At 72.0% G+C, this 22,392-nt stretch carries 6 protein-coding genes; 4 read left to right on the top strand and 2 right to left on the bottom strand.

All coding sequences use genetic code 11. The annotated features are described in order from the left end of the window. The first annotated feature begins 26 nt into the window (after positions 1 to 26). The 4 genes from ACFVYL_RS00245 to ACFVYL_RS00230 all read left to right on the top strand — a co-directional run bounded on the left by ACFVYL_RS00245 (position 27) and on the right by ACFVYL_RS00230 (position 20,445). A complete protein-coding gene (locus tag ACFVYL_RS00245; protein WP_389712026.1) occupies positions 27 to 12,203 on the top strand; it encodes an SDR family NAD(P)-dependent oxidoreductase in 12,177 nt (4,058 codons plus the stop codon). Positions 12,204 to 12,220: 17 nt separating this feature from the next. Further along, positions 12,221 to 17,362, top strand: a complete 5,142-nt coding sequence (locus tag ACFVYL_RS00240) for a type I polyketide synthase (protein WP_389712025.1) — start codon at positions 12,221 to 12,223, stop codon at positions 17,360 to 17,362. Further along, positions 17,359 to 20,127, top strand: a complete 2,769-nt coding sequence (locus tag ACFVYL_RS00235) for an AAA family ATPase (RefSeq protein WP_389712024.1) — start codon at positions 17,359 to 17,361, stop codon at positions 20,125 to 20,127. The genes ACFVYL_RS00240 and ACFVYL_RS00235 overlap by 4 nt, the downstream gene beginning before the upstream one ends. 66 nt (positions 20,128 to 20,193) lie before the next feature. After that, positions 20,194 to 20,445 (top strand): DUF3253 domain-containing protein, encoded by a 252-nt coding sequence (locus tag ACFVYL_RS00230; protein WP_389712424.1) that lies wholly within the window; start codon positions 20,194 to 20,196, stop codon positions 20,443 to 20,445. Positions 20,446 to 20,483: 38 nt separating this feature from the next. Here the strand turns inward: ACFVYL_RS00230 and ACFVYL_RS00225 are convergent, their stop codons facing one another. Together ACFVYL_RS00225 and ACFVYL_RS00220 are read right to left on the bottom strand one after the other, a co-directional pair. Further along, entirely contained in the window at positions 20,484 to 21,929 is a 1,446-nt protein-coding gene (locus tag ACFVYL_RS00225) for an NAD(P)/FAD-dependent oxidoreductase (RefSeq protein WP_389712023.1), read from the bottom strand. Beyond that, positions 21,926 to 22,357 carry a nuclear transport factor 2 family protein gene (locus ACFVYL_RS00220; protein ID WP_389712022.1) on the bottom strand — a complete coding sequence of 144 codons (432 nt, stop codon included), beginning with the start codon at positions 22,355 to 22,357 and terminating at the stop codon, positions 21,926 to 21,928. Before ACFVYL_RS00220 ends, ACFVYL_RS00225 begins: the two co-directional genes overlap by 4 nt. Positions 22,358 to 22,392 lie beyond the last annotated feature (35 nt).

The following is a 22,392-nucleotide window of genomic DNA, read 5'->3' as shown; positions in this document are numbered from 1 at the left end:
CCACGCTGAAGGCTGGGTGAACTCTCATGGCGAGTGAAGAGCAACTGGTCGACTACCTCAAGCGCGTCGCCGCCGAGCTGCATGACACCCGGCAGCGGCTGCGCGAGGTGGAGAACCGCCGCCAGGAACCGGTGGCCGTCGTAGGCATGGCCTGCCGTTTCCCCGGCGGCATCGAGACGCCCGAAGGCCTGTGGGAGCTGGTCGCCGCGAGCGACGACGCCATCGAGCCCTTCCCCACCGACCGGGGCTGGGACCTGGAGGGCATCTACCACCCCGACCCCGACCACCCGGGAACCTGCTACGTCCGCGAGGGCGGCTTCATCGGCGCCCCCGACCGGTTCGACTCCGGATTCTTCGGCTTCAGCCCGCGCGAGGCCCTGGCCAGCAGCCCACAGCTGCGGCTGCTCCTGGAGACATCGTGGGAGGCACTCGAACGGTCGGGCATCGACCCCGCCTCGCTCAAGGGCAGCCCCACCGGCGTCTACGTAGGCGCCGCGACCACCGGCAACCAGACCCAGGGCGACCCCGGCGGCAAGGCGACCGAGGGGTACGCGGGCACGGCGCCCAGCGTCCTGTCGGGACGGGTCTCCTTCACCCTGGGCCTGGAGGGCCCGGCGGTGACGGTCGAGACGGCGTGCTCCTCCTCGCTGGTGGCGATGCACCTGGCGGCCACCGCCTTGCGGCAAGGGGAGTGCGACCTCGCTCTCGCAGGCGGCGTCACCGTCATGTCCACGCCCGAAGTCTTCACCGGTTTCTCGCGCCAGCGCGGCCTGGCCCCCGACGGCCGTTGCAAGCCGTTCGCCGCCGCGGCCGACGGCACGGGCTGGGGAGAGGGAGTCGGTCTGGTCGTCCTGGAGCGCCTCTCCGAGGCGCGCCGCAAGGGGCACAAGGTCCTCGCGGTGCTGCGAGGTTCCGCCATCAACCAGGATGGCGCCAGCAACGGATTCACCGCACCGAACGGACCCTCGCAGCGTCGTGTCATCCGCCAGGCACTGTCCAGCGCCCACCTGTCCACGTCGGAGATCGACGTGGTCGAGGCGCACGGCACCGGAACCAAGCTCGGTGACCCCATCGAGGCCGAGGCGCTCATCGCCACGTACGGCAAGGAACGCGAGGACGACCGGCCGCTGTGGCTCGGATCCGTGAAGTCGAACATCGGTCACACGCAGGCCGCCGCAGGTGTGGCGGGCGTCATCAAGATGGTGATGGCCCTGCAGAACGACCTGCTGCCCGCCACTCTGAATGTCGACGAACCGACCCCGCACGTCCAGTGGGACGGCGGCGGCGTGCGCCTCCTGACCGAACCGGTCTCGTGGTCGCGCGGCGAACGCCCCCGCCGCGCCGGGATCTCCTCCTTCGGCATCTCCGGCACAAACGCTCACGTGATCCTGGAGGAGGCGCCCGAGGAGGCGCCCGAGGAGACCCTGCAGGATGCACCCGGGGAGCCTCCTCGGGAGGCACCCGCTGCGCCCGCCGCCGCGTCGTCGGGGGCAACGGTGGTTCCGTGGGTGGTCTCCGGACGTGGTGGGGACGCGCTGCGTGAACAGGCCCGGCGGCTGCGCGAGTTCGCGGCCGAGGGTGCGAACACCTCGGGGGTGCGACCGGCTGCCTCGGCCGCCGAGATCGGGTGGTCGCTGGCCACGAGCCGGTCGGTTCTCGAACACCGGGCTGTCGTGGTGGGTCATGACCGCGAGGCGCTGACGGCTGGTCTCGGCGCGTTGGCGGCGGGTGAGGTGTCGGCGGATGTGGTGTCCGGGGTTGCGGGTGATGTGGGTCCGGGGCCGGTGTTGGTGTTTCCGGGGCAGGGCTCGCAGTGGGTGGGGATGGGGGCCCAACTCCTCGATGAGTCGGCGGTGTTCGCGTCCCGGATCGCGGAGTGTGAGCAGGCGCTGTCCGCGTATGTGGACTGGTCGTTGAGTGAGGTGTTGCGGGGGGATGGGGGTGCGCTGTCCCGGGTTGAGGTGGTGCAGCCGGTGTTGTGGGCGGTGATGGTGTCGCTGGCTGCGGTGTGGGCGGACTACGGGATCACGCCCGCTGCGGTGGTGGGGCACTCCCAGGGCGAGATGGCCGCCGCGTGCGTGGCGGGCGCGCTGTCTTTGGAGGATGCGGCGCGGATCGTGGCCGTACGCAGTGACGCCCTGCGCCAGCTCCAGGGCCACGGGGACATGGCGTCGCTGGGCACGGGTGTGGAGCAGGCGGTTGAGCTCATCGGTGACCGGCCGGGGGTGTGCGTCGCGGCCGTCAATGGCCCCTCTTCCACGGTCATTTCGGGTCCGCCCGAGCACGTGGCCGCCGTCGTCGCCGAGGCCGAAGCACGTGGCCTGCGCGCCCGGGTCATCGACGTTGGCTACGCCTCCCACGGCCCGCAGATCGACGAACTCCACGACCTGCTCACCGACCGCCTCACCGACATCCAGCCCACCCCCACGGACGACGTCGCCTTCTACTCCACCGTCACCGCAGAACGCCTCGACGACACGACCCGCCTCGACACGGACTACTGGGTCAACAACCTCCGCCAGCCGGTCCGCTTCGCCGACACCATCAAGGCCCTGCTTGCCGACGGATACCGCCTCTTCATCGAGGCCAGTGCCCACCCGGTGCTGGGGCTGGGCATGGAGGAGACCATCGAGAAGGCAGACGTCGCCGCCACCGTCGTCCCCACCCTGCGCCGCGACCACGGCGACACCACCCAGCTCGCCCGCGCCGTCGCCCACGCCTTCACCGCAGGCGCCGACGTCAACTGGCGCCGCTGGTTCCCGGCCGACCCCACCCCTCGTACCGTCGACCTCCCCACCTACGCCTTCCAACGCCGCAGCTACTGGCTGCCCGTGGACGGAGTCGGGGACGTGCGGTCCGCCGGGCTGCGGCGGCTGGAGCACAGAGTGCTGCCTGCCGTGCTCGGGCTGGCCGATGGCGCGCTGGTGCTCACCGGACGACTCTCGGCGGCCGGTGGGAGCGGTAGCGGCTGGATCGCCGACCACGCGGTGGCGGGTACGACGCTCGTTCCCGGCGCCGCACTGGTCGAGTGGGCGTTGCAGGCGGCCGACGAGGCCAACTGCCCCACTCTTGAGGAGCTAACGCTTGAAGCGCCCCTCGTGCTCCCGGAGTCCGGCAGCCTGCAGGTGCAGGTGGTCGTCGGCGCGGCCGAGGAGCAGGGCGGACGGCGTGACGTGCGGGTCTTCTCCCGCATCGACGCCGACGAGGAACTGGGCCAGGACGAGGGCTGGACGTGCCATGCGACCGGCACGCTGAGCCCCGATTGCGGCGATGAGCCGGACGGGCTCGGCGAACAGTGGCCCCCGCCCGGCGCCGAGCCGGTGGAGATCGGCGACCTCTACGAGCGGGCCGCCGCGGCAGGCTATGAGTACGGGCCGTCCTTCCGGGGACTGCGCGCCGTGTGGCGGCACGGCAAGGACCTGCTGGCTGAGGTGGAGCTGCCCGAACAGGCAGGCACGCACGACGGGTTCGGTCTCCACCCCGTACTGCTGGACGCCGCGTTGCACCCGGCTCTGTTGCTCGACGCGAACGCGTCCGGCGACGCGGGAGAGCTCCGTCTGCCGTTCGCCTGGAACGGGGTGACCCTGTGGGCCACCGGTGCCGCCACCGTACGGGTGTGTCTTGCCCCGTACGGGGAGGGGGTGGAGGACGACGGAGCGGTGCTGCGTGTGACGGTGGCCGACGCCGCCGGAGCGCCCGTACTGAGCGCGGACTCCCTGGCCCTGCGGCCCGCCGACCCGGAACTGCTGCGGCCGGCCGGCCGGGCGGGCAGCGGCCCCCACGGGCTGTTCACCTTGGAATGGGCCTCTGTCCCCCCGGCAGCCGGGGCGGACAGCGACGACGACTGGCTGGTGCTCGGCCCGGACGCGCCCGACTGGGCCGGGGACGACATACCCCGGTACCCGGATCTGGCGGCCCTCTCGGCCGCACTCGACGCGGGTACGCTGCCCCCCGCGACCGTCCTCGTCGACACCACGGCCGCGGCAGCGGACGGAACGGCAGCCGGTGACGGAACCGTCGAGGCCGACGAGACAGCCGACGCTCGTGGCCGGGCAGCTGCCGAGCGCACCCTCAACCTCGTACGGGACTGGCTCGCCGTGCCCCGCCTCGCCGAGGCCCGACTCGTACTGATCACCCACCAAGCGGTCGCCGTGCCGCCGAACCAAGACCTAGACCTAGACCTAGACCTAGACCAGGACCACGACCAGGACCAAGACCAGGACGAGCCGGCGGTCGACGACGTGGCTGCCGCCGCCGTATGGGGACTGATCCGCAGCGCCCAGGCCGAACACCCGGGCCGTTTCGTCCTGTTGGACGCCGGGCCCGGCACGGACCGAGCGGCCGTCGAGCGGGCCCTCGCCACCGGTGAACCACAGTTGGCCGTGCGCGCCGGAGAACCGAAAGCCCCCCGCCTCGCCCGCGCCACCACCGCACTCACACGCCCGCCCCACGGCGACACACCCACACCCCGGCCCGGTGCGGCCCTCGACCCCGACGGCACCGTTCTCGTCGCGGGCGGCACCGGCATGATGGGGAGCCTGGTCGCCGAACACCTGGTCCGCGCCTGGTCGGTACGACACCTGCTGCTCGTCAGCCGACAGGGGCCCGACGCGCCCGACGCCCGTGACCTCGCCGAGCGGCTGACAGGTCTCGGCGCCACGGTGCGGATCGTCGCGGCCGACCTGACGGACGGGCGGGCCACCGCCGAGCTGATCGGATCGGTGGACGCGGCGCATCCGCTGACCGGTGTGATCCATGCCGCCGGTGTCCTCGATGACGCCGTAGTCACCGCGCAGACCACCGACCAGCTGGCCAGGGTGTGGGCGGCCAAGGCCTCCGTCGCCGCCAACCTGGACGCGGCCACCTCGGAACTGCCGCTGGGCCTGTTCGTGATGTTCTCCTCCGCCGCCGGTGTCCTGGGCAATGCGGGCCAGGCCGGGTACGCGGCCGCCAACGCGTTCGTGGACGCCCTGGTGGCCCGCCGCCGCAGCGCCGGTCTGCCCGGTCTGTCGATCGCCTGGGGCCTCTGGGCGCGCGGCAGCGCCATGACCCGGCACCTCGACGACGCCGACCTGGCGCGACTGCGCGCGGGCGGCGTGAAGCCGTTGCTTGACGAGCAGGGTCTCGCTCTCCTCGACGCGGCGCGCACCGCCGCCGCGCACACCTCTCTGGTGGTCGCGGCAGGTATTGACGTCCGAGGCCTGACCGGCGACGACATGCCCGCGATGCTGCGCAACCTGACGGGCCGGACCCGGCGCAGGGCGGCAGCCGACTCCTCCGTCGACCGAGCCGCCCTGGAGACACGGCTCGCGGGCCTCGACGAGGCCGGGCGCCGCGCGGCCGTCGGCGACGTCGTACGCGAGTGTGTCGCGGCGGTGCTCGGCCACCGATCGGCATCCGACGTACGCACCGAGGCCAACTTCAAGGACCTCGGCTTCGATTCGCTCACGGCGGTGCAACTGCGCAACCGCCTCTCGGCGGCCAGCGGCCTCCGCCTGCCCGCCACCATGGCCTTCGACCACCCCACCCCCGAAGCCCTCGCCACCTACCTGTGCACCCGTCTGGGCGGCCCGACGGCGACACCCGCCGTCCCCGCCACCCCCGTCGCGCTCCGCGCGGCCGACACGGACGACCCGGTCGCGATCGTCGCCATGGCCTGCAAGTACCCGGGCGGAGTGACCTCACCGGAAGGGCTGTGGGACCTGGTCGCCGCAGGTGTGGACACGGTCGGCGCGTTCCCGGCAGGCCGTGGCTGGGACCTGGAACGCCTCTTCCACCCCGACCCGGACCACCCCGGCACCAGCTACGCCGACGAAGGAGCCTTCCTGCCGGATGCGGGTGATTTCGACGCGGCGTTCTTCGGGATCAATCCGCGTGAGGCGTTGGCGATGGATCCGCAGCAGCGGTTGCTGTTGGAGGCGTCGTGGGAGGTGTTCGAGCGCGCGGGTATCGACCCGACGACCCTCAAGGGCAGCCTGACCGGCACCTACGTCGGTGTCATGTATCACGACTACGCGGCAGGCCTGGCGCAGGACGCCCAGCTGGAGGGCTACTCCATGCTGGCGGGCTCCGGCAGCGTGGTCTCCGGACGTGTCTCCTACACCCTGGGTCTCGAAGGTCCGGCGGTGACGGTGGACACGGCGTGTTCCTCGTCGCTGGTCTCCATCCACCTGGCGGCACAGGCGCTGCGCCAGGGCGAGTGCAGCCTCGCTCTCGCGGGAGGTGTGACCGTCATGGCCACGCCCGAGGTGTTCACCGGCTTCTCGCGCCAGCGCGGCCTGGCCCCCGACGGCCGCTGCAAGCCCTTCGCCGCAGCGGCGGACGGCACGGGCTGGGGTGAGGGCGTCGGCGTCCTCCTGCTGGAACGCCTCTCGGACGCGCGCCGCAACGGACATCAGGTCCTGGGAGTCCTGCGCGGATCCGCCGTCAATCAGGACGGTGCGAGCAATGGTCTGACGGCTCCGAACGGTCCGTCGCAGGAGCGGGTGATTCGGCAGGCGTTGGCGAGTGGGTGTTTGTCGGCTGGTGATGTGGATGTGGTGGAGGGTCACGGTACGGGGACGACGTTGGGTGATCCGATCGAGGCGCAGGCGCTGCTGGCCACCTACGGGCAAGGCCGCTCCGAGGAGCGGCCGTTGTGGCTGGGTTCGGTGAAGTCCAACATCGGCCACACGCAGGCCGCTGCCGGTGTTGCGGGTGTGATCAAGATGGTGATGGCGATGCGGCATGGTGTGGTGCCGGCGAGTTTGCATGTGGATGCGCCGTCGCCGCACGTGGACTGGGCGTCGGGCTCGGTGCGGCTGGCGTCGGAGCCGGTGGCGTGGCCGGAGGTGGGGGCTCGACCGCGCCGTGCGGGGGTGTCGTCGTTCGGTGCTTCGGGGACGAATGCGCATCTGATTCTTGAGCATGTTCCCGAGCCGGTGGATGAGCCGGTGAGTGCGGTTTCCCCGGACAGTGACGGGGGCGGCGACGGGGACGGTGGGGCGGTGGTGCCGTGGTTGCTGTCGGCGCGCAGCTCGCAGGCCCTGCGCGACCAAGCACGCCGACTGAGCGATGCGGTGGCGGCGGGCCCGGCTGCGGTACGGGACGTCGGCTGGTCCCTGCTTCGTTCACGCTCCCTGTTCGAGCAGCGCGCGGTGATAGCAGGCCGGGAACGATCCGAACTCATGGCGGGACTCGACGCGTTGGCCGTCGGCGAGGCGCACCCGGCCCTGACCGAGTGGCGGGAGGACGCCGCGACCCCGAGCGGCGACACAGTGTGGCTGTTCAGTGGGCAGGGCAGTCAGCTGGTGGGTATGGGCGCTGGGCTCTACGAGCGGTTCCCGGTCTTTGCGGAGGCGTTCGACGAGGTGTGTGCTTCGTTGGGCGCGGAGTTGGGCGCCTCCCTGCGAGAGACGGTGTTCCGTGGTCCGGGGGAGCGGTTGGATCACACGATGTGGGCGCAGGCGGGGTTGTTTGCGTTGCAGGTGGGTCTGGCGAGGTTGTGGGAGTCGGTTGGTGTGCGGCCGGATGTGGTGGTCGGGCACTCGGTCGGGGAGATCGCGGCTGCGTATGTGGCGGGGGTGTTCTCGCTGGAGGATGCGTGCCGGGTGGTGGGGGCTCGGGCTCGGTTGATGGGTGGGTTGCCTGAGGGTGGTGCGATGTGTGCGGTGCAGGCCACGCCCGAGGAGCTGTCGGGGGAGTTGGCCGGGTCAGCGGTGAGTGTGGCAGCGGTCAATACCCCGGATTCCACGGTGATTTCGGGCCCGGCGGACGAGGTGGAGCGGGTCGCCGCTGTCTGGCGGGATCAAAACCGGAAGACCAAGCCGCTGGCGGTCAGTCATGCGTTTCATTCGGTGTTGATGGAGCCGATGCTGGCGGAGTTCGGTGAGGCGTTGGGTGGGGTGGAGTTCCGGCGGCCGTCGATTGCGTTGATCAGTAATGTTTCGGGTGAGCGTGCCGGTGAGGAGATCGCGGGCCCGGAGTACTGGGTTCGGCACGTGCGCCAGCCTGTACTGTTCCAGCCTGCCATCGCCCAAGTGGCGCCGACTGCACGGGCGTTCATCGAACTCGGCCCACGTCCCGTACTGGTCACCGCCGCCCAGTACACCCTGGACGAGGCCGACCGTTCCGATTCGGTGCTGGTCTCTTCCCTCGTTGGTGGGCGGGGGGAGGAGTTGGCGTTTGTGGGGGCGTTGGCGCGTTTGCATGTGGCTGGTGTGGCTGTGGACTGGTCGGTGTTGTTCTCGGGTGGGGTGAGGGCGCCGAGGGTGGTGGATCTGCCGACGTATGCGTTTCAGCGGGAGCGGTTCTGGTTGTCGGGGTGGTCCGGTGGTGGTCGGGATGCGGCGGGGCTGGGGTTGGTGGCTGCGGGGCATCCGTTGTTGGGTGCGGCGGTGGAGTTCGCGGGTCGGGGTGGGTGTCTGCTGACGGGGCGTTTGTCGCGGTCGGGTCTGTCGTGGTTGGCGGATCATGTGGTGGCTGGTGCGGTGTTGGTGCCGGGTGCTGCGTTGGTGGAGTGGGTGTTGCGGGCGGGTGATGAGGTTGGTTGTGGGGTGGTGGAGGAGTTGATGGTGCAGGCGCCGGTGGTGGTGCCTGAGGCGTCGGGGCTTCGGGTGCAGGTCGTGGTGGATGAGGCGGGCGAGGAGGGGCGTCGTGGTGTGGAGGTCTACACACGCCCGGATGCCGGGACTGCGACCGGCGATGACGTGTGGGTGTGCCACGCCACCGGCGTACTCGCCCCCGAAGCTTCAGAAGCCTCCGCCGCCACGACCGAGGGGCTGGCCGGAGTGTGGCCCGCGACAGGTGCCACCCCCGTCGACCTCACCGGCTTCTACGAGCGGGTGGCCGATACGGGCTACGCGTACGGTCCGGCGTTCCAGGGCCTGCGCGCCGTATGGCGGGACGGGCAGGACTTGCTGGCCGAGGTGGCGCTGCCCGAGGCCGCCGGACCGCACGACGGTTACGGTATCCACCCCGCCCTCCTGGACGCCATCCTCCACCCCGCCCTGCTGCTCGACTGGCCCGGGCAGCCACAGGGCGACGACAAGATCTGGTTGCCGTTCACCTGGAATCAGGTCTCTTTGCGGGCCGCAGGCGCGGACACCGTACGGGTGCGTCTGTCGCCCGGAGAGCACGACGAAGCCGAGCGGGAAGTGCGGGTCCTGGTCACCGATGGCACAGGGGTGAGCGTCCTGAGCGTCGGCTCGGTGACGATGCGCCCCGCCGACATCGGACAGCTGCAGTCCCAACAGGTACGTGATGAGGGTTTGTTCGCGGTGGACTGGACTCCGCTCCCGCCGTCACGGACGCATGCGGAGACGGACGCGGGGGCGGATGGCGGAGATGGCAGGGGTTGGGTCCGGCTAACGGACGGTGTTGCCGGTCTGGCCGACGCGATGCAGGCAGGTGGCGAGGCGCCATGGGCTGTCATCGCCCCCGTCGACGTCTCGGCCGGTGACGGTCTTCCGGTCGTTGAGCGGGTGTTGGCGCTGGTGCAGGAGTTCTTGGCGGCGTCGGAGCTGGCCGAGTCGCGTCTTCTGGTGGTGACACGGGGTGCGGTGGCCGCGGACGGCAGCGGTGATGTGGATGCCTCGGCGGCGGCGGTGTGGGGTCTGGTGCGCAGTGCGCAGTCGGAGAACCCGGGCCGGTTCGCCCTGCTCGACGTCGAGGCCGGTGACAGCGGCGCGGAGGTCGACGACCTGCCGCAGGCCCTACTGCGTGCAGCCATCGAGGACCACGACGAATTCCAACTCGCCCTGCGCGAAGGCAAGGTGCTTGTGCCCCGGCTCGTCCGCGCGACCGGTGGCGCGCTGGTCGCAGTATCCGACGAGCGTGCCTGGCGTCTGGACAAGGGAAGTGCCGAGACGCTGGAGAGCGTGGCCCCGGTAGCCTGCCCGGACCTCCTGGAACCTCTCGCCCCCGGTCAGGTTCGTCTCGACATCCACGCCGCGGGCATCAACTTCCGTGACGTCCTGGTCAGCCTCGGTATGGTCCCGGGCCAGATCGGGCTGGGCGGCGAAGGTGCGGGTGTCGTGACGGAGGTCGGTCCCGATGTCACCCGCCTGTCGGTCGGCGACCACGTCATGGGTGTGCTGCACGGCTCCTTCGGCCCCATGGCCGTCGCCGACACACGTATGGTGGCGCCGGTCCCGCGAGGCTGGGACATGCGGCAAGCGGCCGGTATGCCCGTCGCGTATCTGACGGCTTGGTACGGGTTGGTGGAGTTGGCCCGCCTCAAGGCGGGGGAGCGGGTTCTGATCCATGCCGGTACGGGTGGTGTGGGGATGGCGGCGGTGCAGGTCGCCCGTCATCTGGGTGCCGAGGTGTTCGCCACGGCGAGTCCGGCCAAGCATTCCGTACTGGAGGAGATGGGTGTCGATGCCGCGCACCGTGCGTCTTCCCGGGATCTCGATTTCGAGGACGTCATACGGGAGGCCACGGGTGGGCGTGGCGTCGATGTCGTGCTCAACAGTCTCACCGGTGAGTTCATCGACGCTTCCTTGCGGTTGCTCGGCGACGGCGGCCGGTTCCTGGAGATGGGCAAGACCGACCTGCGAACCCCCGAGGCCGTGGCCGAGCAGTACGCGGGCGTCAGCTACACCGTCTACGACCTCGTCACCGATGCCGGGCCCGACCGCATCGAGGTCATGATGCGGGAGCTGGGCGAGAGGTTCGCCTCCGGTGCCCTCGACCCGCTGCCGGTACGTTCCTGGCCGCTGGACAAGGCGCGGGAGGCGTTCCGGTTCATGAGTCAGGCCAGGCACACCGGCAAGCTGGTGTTGGAGATTGCGCCTGCCCTCGATCCTGAGGGCACGGTGTTGGTCACTGGTGGTACCGGTGTGCTCGGGCAGGTGGTGGCCGAGCATCTGGTGCGGGAGTGGGGTGTGCGGCACCTGCTGCTGGCCAGCCGGAGCGGCCCCGAGGCGCCGGGCGGGAGCGAACTGGTCGACAGACTGCGCGCGTTGGGCGCTGAGGTCAGCATCGTCGCGGCCGATGTCGGGGACGCGGAATCGGTGGCGGAGTTGGTGGGCAAGACCGATCCCTCGCATCCGTTGACCGGTGTGGTGCATGCGGCGGGTGTGCTGGCGGATGCGGTGGTGACCGCGCAGACGCCGGAAGGGCTGGCGCGGGTGTGGGCAGCCAAGGCCGCCGCCGCGAGGAACCTGCACGAGGCCACCTGTGGGATGCGGCTGGGAATTTTCATCGTGTTCTCCTCGGCGGCCGCGGCCCTCGGCAGCCCCGGGCAGGCCAACTATGCTGCCGCGAACGCCTATTGCGATGCGTTGATGCAGCACCGCCGGTCGCAAGGGCTGGCAGGCCTGTCCGTCGGGTGGGGCCGGTGGGAGGCCTCGCACACCCACGCACACACCCCGACAGACGACACGACGGACGACACGACGGACGGCCCGGCAGCAGACGGCAGCGGCAAGGGCATGTCCGGCGGCCTCAGCGACACCGACGTAGCCCGGATGAGCCGTATCGGCGTCAAGGCCATGACCAACGAACACGGCCTGGCCCTCCTGGACGCCGCACGCCACTACGGCCGCGCCCACCTGGTCGCCGCCGACCTCGACACCCGTGTCATGGCGGGCCGGCCCGCCACGTCCCTACCCGCTCTCCTGCGCGCGTTCGCCGGGGGCCGGGGCTCCGCGCGGCCGACGGCCTCCACCGTCCGGCAGGACATCGACTGGGCCGGGAAGCTGTCCGCGCTGACCGCGGACGAACAGCACCGCACCCTGCTCGACCTGGTGCGGACGCACGCGGCGGCGGTCCTGGGGCACACCGGCACCGACGCCGTGCGTGCCGATGCCCCCTTCCAGGACCTCGGCTTCGACTCGCTCACCGCGGTCGAACTGCGCAACCGCCTCTCCGCCGCCACCGGCCTGCGCCTGCCCGCCACGTTCATCTTCCGGCACCCCACCCCGTCGGCCACCGCCGACGAGCTGCGCACACAGCTCTGTCCCGCCGGGGCCGATCCGGCAGCGCCGCTCTTCGGTGAGCTGGACAAGCTGGAGACGGCGATCACGGGACACGCGCACGACGAGGACACCCGCGGGAGGCTGGCGGCACGGCTGCAGAGTCTGCTGTGGCGCCTGGACGACGCCGCGACCGGTGCGCGCGGGGCGGGTGATGCCGTCGGCGGGGCGGGCCAGGACGGAGACCTCGATTCCGCATCGGACGACGAACTCTTCGAGCTGATCGACCGAGAACTGCCTTCTTGATCAGGAGTGGAGAAGACATGCCGGGTACGCACGACACACCGGGTACGGAGGACAAGCTTCGCCACTATCTGAAGCGAGTGACGGCGGATCTCGGTCAGACCCGTCAGCGCTTGCGCGATATGGAGGAGCGGCAGCGGGAACCGGTGGCCATCGTGTCGATGGCCTGCCGGTACCCGGGCGGGGTCACGTCACCGGAACAGCTGTGGGACCTGGTCGCCTCGGGCGGCGACGCCATCGAGGAGTTCCCCGCCGACCGTGGCTGGGACCTCGGAGGTCTCTACCACCCCGACCCCGACCACCCGGGTACGACCTACGTGCGGGAGGCCGGGTTCCTGCGGGACGCGGCGCGCTTCGACGCCGACTTCTTCGGCGTCAACCCGCGCGAGGCGCTCGCCGCCGACCCGCAGCAGCGGGTGCTCCTCGAAGTGTCCTGGGAGCTGTTCGAGCGGGCGGGCATCGACCCGGCCACGCTTAAGGGCACGCTCACAGGTGTGTACGCGGGTGTGTCGAGCCAGGACCACATGTCCGGCGGACGGGTGCCACCGGAGGTCGAGGGGTATGCCACCACGGGCACCCTGTCCAGCGTCATCTCCGGACGCGTCGCCTACACCTTCGGCCTGGAAGGCCCGGCGGTGACGCTCGACACGGCGTGTTCGGCCTCGCTCGTGGCGATCCATCTGGCCTGCCAGGCCCTGCGGCAGGGCGACTGCAGCCTGGCCCTCGCGGGCGGCGTGACCGTACTGTCCACGCCCACCGCCTTCGTGGAGTTCTCCCGGCAGCGCGGCCTGGCCCCGGACGGCCGGTGCAAACCGTTCGCCGAGGCCGCCGACGGCACCGGATTCTCCGAGGGCGTCGGCCTGATCCTCCTGGAACGCCTCTCCGACGCACGCCGCAACGGACATCAAGTGCTCGGCGTCGTACGGGGTTCAGCCGTCAATCAGGACGGGGCGAGCAACGGCCTGACCGCCCCCAACGACGTGGCCCAGGAACGCGTGATCCGCCAGGCCCTGGCCAACGCCCGCGTCACCCCGGACGCCGTCGACGCCGTGGAGGCGCACGGCACCGGAACCACGCTCGGCGACCCGATCGAGGGCAACGCGCTCCTCGCGACGTACGGGAAGGAACGGCCGTCCGACCGGCCGTTGTGGCTCGGTTCCGTGAAGTCGAACATCGGTCACACGCAGGCCGCCGCGGGCGTGGCCGGCGTCATCAAGATGGTCATGGCGATGCGCCACGGCGAGCTGCCGGCCTCCCTGCACATCGACCGGCCCACGCCGCACGTGGACTGGGGGGACGGGGGAGTGCGCCTGCTCACCGACCCCGTACCGTGGCCCCGGAGCGACCGCCCGCGCCGGGCAGGCGTCTCCTCCTTCGGCATCAGCGGCACCAACGCCCACCTGATCCTGGAACAGGCCCCGGCCCCCTCGGACTCCGGCCCCTCCGCCACCCGCCAGGAGCCGAGCGCGGTGCCGAGTGCGGTGCCGTGCGCCGTGCCGTGGGTGGTCTCCGCGCGCGGCCATGAGGCGCTGCGGGCCCAAGCCGGGGCACTTGCCGAACGTGTCGCGTACGACGACGAGTTGGGCGAACCCGTCGAGGTCGGCTGGTCGCTGCTGAGGAACCGTGCGCTGCACGAGCGGCGGGCCGTAGTGGTGGCTGCGGAGCGGGCCGAGACGATGGCGGCTCTGGAAGCGTTGGCGGCGGGGGAGCCGCATTCGGCGCTGGTCGGACCGCCCTCCTCGCCCATGCGTGCCGGTGGTGAGGTGGTCTGGCTGTTCAGTGGTCAGGGCAGTCAGGTGGTGGGTATGGGTGCGGGGTTGTATGGGCGGTTTCCGGTGTTTGCGGAGGCGTTCGATGAGGTGTGCGGCTTGTTGGAGGGGTCGTTGGGGGTGGGGCCCGGTGAGTTGCGGGAGATGGTGTTCCACGGCCCCAAGGAGCGGTTGGATCACACGATGTGGGCGCAGGCGGGGTTGTTTGCGTTGCAGGTGGGTCTGGCGAGGTTGTGGGAGTCGGTTGGTGTGCGGCCGGATGTGGTGGTGGGGCATTCGGTGGGGGAGATTGCGGCTGCGTATGTGGCGGGGGTGTTTTCGCTGGAGGATGCGTGCCGGGTGGTGGGGGCTCGGGCTCGGTTGATGGGTGGGTTGCCTGAGGGGGGTGGGATGTGTGCGGTGCAGGCCACGCCCGAGGAGCTGTTCCCGGGGTTGGCGGGGTCTGTGGTGAGTGTGGCGGCGGTCAATACCCCGGATTCCACGGTGATTTCGGGTCCAGTCGACGAGGTGGAGCGGGTCGCCGCTGTTTGGCGGGAGCGGGGTCGCAAGACCAAGGTGCTCGCGGTGAGTCATGCGTTTCATTCGGTGTTGATGGAGCCGATGCTGGCGGAGTTCGGTGAGGCGTTGGGTGGGGTGGAGTTCCGGCGGCCGTCGATTGCGTTGATCAGTAACGTTTCGGGTGAGCGTGCCGGTGAGGAGATCGCGAGCCCGGAGTACTGGGTTCGGCACGTGCGCCAGCCCGTACTGTTCCAGCCCGCCATCGCCCAAGTGGCGCCGACTGCACGGGCATTCATCGAAATCGGCCCACGTCCCGTACTGGTCACCGCCGCCCAGCACACCCTCGACGCCGACGGTGACGCTGACACCGAGGGCGACGCCCCCGAGCCGGTCGTCACCGCCTCCCTCCACTCCGCCCAGCCGGACGACGTCGCCTTCGCGCAGGCCATGGGCCGCCTGCACACGGCGGGGATCGCGGTGGACTGGTCGGTGTACTACCCGGCCGACCCCGCGCCCCGCACCGTGGACCTGCCCACCTACCCCTTTCAGGGGCGGCGCTTCTGGCTGGCGGACGTCACGGCGCCGACGGCCGTGCCCCAGGCGGACGAGGAGGCGGCCGGGTTCTGGGCTGCCGTTGAAGGGGCGGACGTCCAGGCGCTCTGCGACACGCTGCGCCTCAAGGACGACGTACACAGGTCGGCTCTGAAGACGGTGTTCCCGGCGCTGTCGGCGTGGCGGCGCGAACGGCGTGAGCGGTCGGTCGTCGACGGATGGCGGTACCGCGTCGACTGGCAGCGCGCCGACCTCGGGTCAGTCGCGACGCCCCCTGCCACGGACGCGTCGGGCACCGGTACCTGGCTGATCGTGGCCCCCACGACCGAACCCGGAGCCCAGGCCGGAGCGAGGGAGGGTGCTGAGGGAGCCGGATCCTGGCCGCAAGCGTGTGTCCGGGCGCTGGAGGAGGCCGGTGCCCATGTCGCCCTCATGGAGGTCGGCCCGGGCGCCGGGCGGGCCGAGCTGGCGGACCTGCTCCGGGCACGGCAGTCCGGCCTCCCGGACGACGCGCCGCTCGCCGGAGTGCTGTCCCTGCTGGCCCTCGACGAGGGGCCGGAGGCACCCGGCCGCAACGGCGAAGCCCCGACGCGCGGCCTGTCGGACACCCTGACGCTGGTCCAGGGCCTGCTGGACGCGGGCCTGGCGGCGCCCCTGTGGTGTGCGACCCGCGGCGCCGTCTCGTGCGGCGACGGCGACCCGGTCGTCGCCCCGGCGCAGGCCCCGGTGTGGGGGCTCGGCCGGGTCGCGGCCCTGGAGCACCCGGAGCTGTGGGGTGGCCTGGTGGACCTGCCCGCCGACCCGGACGCGCTCGACGGGGGTGCGCTGTACGCGGTGCTGCGGGGCGACGGCGGTGAGGACCAGGTCGCACTGCGGCGCGGCGGGGCCCTCGGCCGCCGTCTGGTGCCCGATGCGGCCACCGGTGACGAGCCCGCGGGCGACTGGCGACCGCACGGTACCGTCCTGGTCACGGGCGGCGTCGGCCATCTGGCGGACCAGGTCGTACGGTGGCTCGCCGCGTCCGGCGCCGAACATGTCGTACTCCTGGACACAGGCACCGAAGACAGCCGACGGGACGGCGAACTCGCGGCCGAAGCAGCCCAGTACGGGACCGCGTTGACGATCCTCGACCGCGGCCCGGGTGACGGTCGCGAAGCAGTGGCACAGACGCTCGCCCAGCTGGCCGGTGACGACGTGTCAGTACGGGTACCGACACCGATACGGACCGTCATCCACACCTCGTTGCCCGGCCGACTCGCGCCCCTGACGGAGGTCACACCCGAGGAGCTCGGCGAGGCGGCCTCCGCCGCCGTGCAGCTGGGCCGCCTGACGAGCCCGCCACCGCAACCGACGCAGGCAGGGACGGCGGACACGGTCGACACCGTCCTGTACTTCTCCTCCGTGGCGGCGACCCTCGGCAGCAGGGAGCACGGCGCGTACGCCGCGGCCAACGCCTACCTCGACGCGCTCGCGCAGGCGCAGCAGCCCGGCGCCGAGGGCCCCAGGACGGTCTCCGTGGGCTGGGGTATCTGGGACCTGCCGGACGACGGGGAGCCGGCGCGCAGCGCCGCCGGACTGTCCCGGCGGCAAGGATTGCCGCCGCTGGAACCGAAGTTGGCGCTCGATGCCCTGCACTCGGTGCTCGACGGCGGCAAGGGACACACGTTGGTCGCCGACATCGAGTGGGAACGGTTCGCGCCGCTGTTCACCCTGGCCCGCCCCGCCCGGCTGCTCGACGGGGTCCCCGCGGCCGTACGCGTCCTCGACGCCGCGTCGGACACCGCCGAGGGATCGTCGGAGAACGCGGCGGCGCTGCGCCGTGAACTGGCCGCCCTGCCCGTGCGCGAGCGGGCCGGTGTGCTCCTGGATGTCGTACGCAAGCAGGTGGCCGCAGTCCTGCGGTACGAGCCGGGCCAGGAGGTGGAAGCGGAAAGGGCGTTCAAGGACCTCGGCTTCGACTCACTCGTCGTCGTGGAGCTGCGCAACCGGCTGCGTGCCGCCACCGGGCTCCGGCTACCCGCCACCATGGTCTACGACTATCCGACGCCCCGCGCCCTCGCGGAACACTTGTTGGAGAGGGCCCTGCCCGACGGCGGCGCGGGAGAGCTGCCGGTCGCCGCCCACCTGGACGACCTGGAGGCCGCCCTCGCCGGACTCGCGGTGGACGATCCGCGCCGCAAGGGCCTGGTCCGGCGCCTGCAGTCCCTGCTGTGGAAGCAGCCCGACGCCGCCGGGGCGGCCGGTCCGGACGAGGAGGAGACCCAGGACGAGGTCGAGGACCTGGCGGCGGCGAGCGCCGACGACATGTTCGCGCTGATCGACCGCGAGTGGGGCACGCGGTGAGCCTGGTGGAACGGGCCGGGGAACTGGCGGCCCTGCAGGACGCGTTCGACGGGACCCCGGACACCCGGGGGAGCCTGGTGGTACTCAGTGGCGCGGTGGGCACCGGAAAGACCGCGCTGCTGCGGGCCTGGACGGACCGCATCGGCGCCGACGCCCTGGTGCTGACCGCCACCGCCTGCCGCGCCGAGCGCGACCTGCCGCTGGGCGTTCTTGAACAGATCCTGGACAGCCCCGGTGTGCCTGCCGCGCAGGCCGAAGGCGTGCTGGCGTGGATCGCCGACACCGATACGGGCCCCCCTACGGGCGCCCGTAGGGGGACGGACAGCAGGCCGGTGCCCCCCGCACTCCCGGTACCCGCCGCATCCCCGGCACCTCCCGCCCCCGTCCTCCGCGCGCTCCACGCAATGCTGCGGGGCCTGCTCGACGAGCGTCCCGTCGTGGTGGCCGTCGACGACGCGCACCACGCCGACGCGGCCTCGTTGCAGTGCCTGCTGTACGTGGTCCGTCGGCTGCGGTCGGCGCGGCTGCACCTGGTGTTCACCGAGGACGTCCAGCAGAAGGCGGCGAACGCCCTGCTCGGGAGCGAGCTCCCGCACGAACCGGCGTTGCGGCGGATACGCCTGGAGCCCCTGTCGAAGGCCGGGGTGGAGGCCTTGCTCGCCCGGTACCTGGACGAGCGGACGGCCCAGGACCTCACGCCCGCCGTCCACGCCATGAGCGCCGGCCGCCCGCACCTCGTCCGGGCGCTGGCCGACGACCACCGCACGGCGGGCGACGCCGGAGAAGCGTACGGACGCGCGGTGCTCGGCTTCCTGTACCGGCACGAGGCTCCGGTCACCCTGGTGGCACGCGCCGTCGCGGCCTTGGGGGAGTACGCCGCCCGCCCGGCCCTGGTCGAACGGCTCCTCGATGCCGACGCCAACGCCGATGTCGATCCCGTGTCCGTCGCCCGCGCCGTGCGCCTGCTGACCGCCGCGGACGTGCTGCACGACGGACGTCTGTGCCACCCCGCCTTCGCCGGGGCGGTCCTGGACGGCATGCCGCCCGAAGAACGCGCCGCGCTGCACGGGCGAGTGGCCGGACTCCTCCACGAGGAGGGCGCCCCGGCCACCGAGATCGCCGCGCACCTCGTGGCCGCCGCCGATCGCTCGGACACGCCCTGGGCGGTCCTCGTCTTCCAGGAGGCCGCCCAACTCGCCCTGGACGAGGACCGGGTGGAGACGGGTGTGGGCTATCTGCGCGCCGCGCACCAGCGGTGCCGGAGCACCGGTCAGCCGGCCGTGATCGTGGGCGCGCTCGCCGACGCGGAATGGCGCCTTGACCCGGCGAAGGTCCTCCGCCACCTGCCCGCTCCCACCGTCACCGCTCCCCCCACCGCCCCACCCCCACCCCTGCCCACCCACCTCCTCTGGCACGGCCGGGTGGAAGAGGGCCTCGACGCCATGGACGCGCTCACCGGCCCGAACCCGGGCGGCGCGCCGTCGGTCAATGCCGCGGACCTCGACACTCCGTGGCTCTGGGGCGCCTACCTCTACCCCGGGCACGTCAAGGAGCGCCTGGGGTCGGGCGTCCTGTCCTCACAGCGTTCCGCGCCGCCGGCGTCCACCCCCGAACTGCAGGGCTCGGGCACGCTCATGAACGAACTGCTGCACGGCGGCGAGCACGACGCCGTCGACGCCGCCGAGCGCGCCCTGAACCGCTACCGGCTCGGCCCTCGCACGGTGGCGGTCCAGACCGCCGCCCTGGCCGTCCTCACCTACCGTGACCGCCCGCACCGCGCAGCCGCCTGGTGCGACGGTCTCCTCGCCCAGGCGGCCGAGTGCAACAGCCCCACCTGGCAGGCGCTGTTCCACGCGTGGCGCGCCCTGATCCACCTGCGGCAGGGCGACCCCGCGGCGGCGGAGCGGCGCGCCGGGACCGCGCTCGCCCTGCTCGGGCCCAAGGGCTGGGGCGCCGCGATCGGCCTTCCGCTGGCGGCCGCCGTACAGGCCAGGACGGCCCTGGGTGATGTGGACGGGGCGGCGGCCCTGCTGGAGAGGCCCGTACCGCAGTCGGTCTTCCAGTCCCGCACCGGACTGCACTACCTGGCGGCACGGGGCCGCTACCACCTCGCCACCGGCTGCCACTACGCGGCGCTGTGCGACTTCTACGCCTGTGGTACGAGGATGAGCAGCTGGGGCGTGGACCTGCCCGCGCTGGAGGCGTGGCGCCTGGGCGCGGCCGAGGCGTACCTGGCTCTCGGTGAAACGCTGCTGGCCCGCCAACTGGTCGACGGGCAGCTCGTGCTGCCCGCCCCGCAGGGCGGACGCACCCGGGGCATGACCCTGCGGCTGCGGGCGGCCACGTCACCCGCCGCCGTACGGACCGAGCTCCTCGACGAGGCCGTGGCGGTGCTCCGGGAGAGCGGGGACCCCTTCGAGCTGGCGCGGGCCGTCGCCGACCAGAGTGTCGCCGTACGCGAGAGCGGTGAGGCGGATCGCGCCCTGCTGCTGGCCCGCAAGGCGAAGCTCCTGGCCCGGCGCTGGGGCGGCGCGCCCACCCCGGTGACCACCGCCCCCGAGGCCACAGAATTGCCCGTCGGCCCCGATCCGGACACCGAATTGACCGGCGCGGAACGCCGGGTGGCACAGCTGGCCGCGGACGGGTTCACCAACCGCGAGATCTCCCGGAAGCTGTGCGTCACGGTCAGCACCGTGGAACAGCACCTGACCCGGATCTACCGCAAGCTCGACGTCAAGCGGCCCGACTTGCAGGCGGCCCTGTAGGCGTCCTTGCGCCGCCGGGCCCGGCGGAGGTGCCAGACTGGCGCGGTGACGCACACCGCACGGCACATGGACCGTCGCTTGGAACGAGCCATCCTGGAGCTGTTGGAGCGTCGCGGTCCGACCGCGACGATCTGTCCCTCGGATGCCGCGCGGGCGGTGTACGAAGGCGATGACGACGGCTGGCGCGCGCTGATGGAACCGGCCCGCCGCGCGGCCCGGCGCCTGGTCACGGCCGGCGAGGTGGAGATCACCCAGGCCGGTCGCCCCGTCGACCCGGCGACGGCCCGCGGCCCGATCCGCATCCGTTCCGCCCGCTGACCGGGGGAGCGGGGGAGCGGACCGGCTCGACGTCGAGGTCAGGACCGTACGGCCGCCGGCGCGATCGTCGCCGCGTCCAGGCCCACCACATCCAGCTCCTGCGGATGGAACGGCGGAGCGGCCAGCTCCGGAAGCCGCTCGTCGGCGCGCATCGCCATCAGGAAGCGGTTCGAGCCCAGTTCGCTCTGGGGCGCGTTCAGGCTCATCACGTCCGTGACGATCTCCGACGCCTTCGGTGAGCGGATCGACGCCGCGGTGATGGCTTCGGCGAACCGCAGACGCTGCTCGGTATCCACGCCGATGAGCCGCGGGTCCGTCGCGGACACCCGGCAGTTGACGTAGTCGATGTCCTTGGTCGCGGCCAGAATCCACGGGTCGTCGACCGCCGCGCCGATCGCCTTCTGCAGGGCGAGCGCGAACCCGGCACCGTCATGCGGGCTCCGCTCGAACTCGCGGTCGATCGTGTCGGCACAGCGCGCCGCCGAGCTCATGCCGTGCCCGTAGATCGGATTGAACGCGGTCAGCGAGTCGCCGACGACGAGGAGGCCGTCGGGCCACTGCTCGAGACGCTCCGGATACAGGCGGCGGTTCGCCCCGGAACGGGAGCCGTAGACGGGGGTCAGCGGCTCGGCGCCGCGCAGCAGCTCGGCGATGACGGGATGGCTCAGGCCTTCGGCGAACGGTATGAACTCGTCCTCTCTACTCGGTAGTTGGGCGCCCCGCGTGCAGGAGAGCGTCGCCAGCCAGCGGCCGCCCTCGATGGGATAGACCACGCCGAAACGGCCGGGCTCGCGCACCCGGTCGTCGGCGGCGATGTTCACCGCGGGGAAGCGGGTGGTCGCGCCGGGCGGGGCCTGGAAGAGCCGGGTGGCGTAGGCGACGCCCGCGTCGACGACGTCCTCCTCGAGGGCGGGCACGCCGAGCGAGGAGAGCCACTGCTTGAGGCGGGAGCCGCGGCCGGTGGCGTCGATGACCAGGTCGGCCTCAAGGGTCTCCTGCCGGCCGCCGTCGACCTCGCGGACGACGACCCCGGTGACCCGGCGGTCGCCACCCGTCAGCTCGACGGCCTCGGTGCGCTGCCGGACGGTGATGTTGCCCGCCGTGAGCGCCCGGCGGCGCACGGTCAGGTCGAGCAGCGGACGGCTGGCGACCAGCGCGAACTGCGTGGCGGGGAAGCGGTGCTGCCAGCCCTGCCCGGTCAGCGTCACCAGGTCCTCGGGGAAGCCGAGGCGGCGGGCGCCGGCCGCGAGGAGCCGGTCGGTGGTGCCGGGCAGCATCTCCTCGATGAGCCGGGCACCGTTGGACCACAGCAGGTGGGCGTGGCGGCCCTGCGGCACTCCCTTGCGGTGCTGGGGCTCCCCGGGCAGCGCGTCGCGTTCGACGACGGTGACGGCGTCCACGTGGCGGGCCAGGGCGTGGGCCGCGAGGGTGCCTGCCATGCTGGCGCCCAGTACGACGGCTTGTGCGGGTCGGGTGGTGGTCACGCGCGGGTCCCTTCGGGGTGCGGGGTGGCGTCGGGGTGCGTGGTGCCGACGGGCTCGTCCATGGTCACGTCCGTCACTCCCCAGAACGCCTGGACCCGGCGGCCGAGGCCGTTCTCGTCGAGTTCGACGATGCCGACGATGCGGAAGGTCATGGGCCGTGGCCGCTGCACGGTGACCGTGGTCGGCGTCACCACGAAACGGTCGTCCATCGACGTCACCGGCGGGTCCGGCACCTCGTGCGTACCGCAGGAGACGGCCAGTTCGAGGTGTCTGCGCAGATCGTCCTTGCCCACCATCGGCGGCCGCCCCACGGGGTCCTCGAAGACGATGTCGTCCGTGAACAGGTCGAGGACGCCCTCGATGTCGCCGGCGTTGATCCGCTCGGCGTAGTCGACGGCCATCTGCTTGCGCGCGGCCTCGTCGGGCATTGCACCTCCAGGAAGGGTGGGGCCTGGGCCGGTGG

It is taken from the genome of Streptomyces sp. NPDC058308 (assembly GCF_042880275.1).
Classification (GTDB): Bacteria; Actinomycetota; Actinomycetes; order Streptomycetales; family Streptomycetaceae; genus Streptomyces.
This window is presented reverse-complemented; position numbering and strand designations above follow the sequence as displayed.

What these genes read in the sequence shown, in the direction of transcription:
- ACFVYL_RS00245 (WP_389712026.1), top strand. Translation starts at nt 27, where the DNA reads ATGGCGAGTGAAGAGCAACTGGTCGACTACCTCAAGCGCGTCGCCGCC.
- ACFVYL_RS00240 (WP_389712025.1), top strand. Translation starts at nt 12,221, where the DNA reads ATGCCGGGTACGCACGACACACCGGGTACGGAGGACAAGCTTCGCCAC.
- ACFVYL_RS00230 (WP_389712424.1), top strand. Translation starts at nt 20,194, where the DNA reads ATGGACCGTCGCTTGGAACGAGCCATCCTGGAGCTGTTGGAGCGTCGC.
- ACFVYL_RS00220 (WP_389712022.1), bottom strand. Translation starts at nt 22,357, where the DNA reads ATGCCCGACGAGGCCGCGCGCAAGCAGATGGCCGTCGACTACGCCGAG.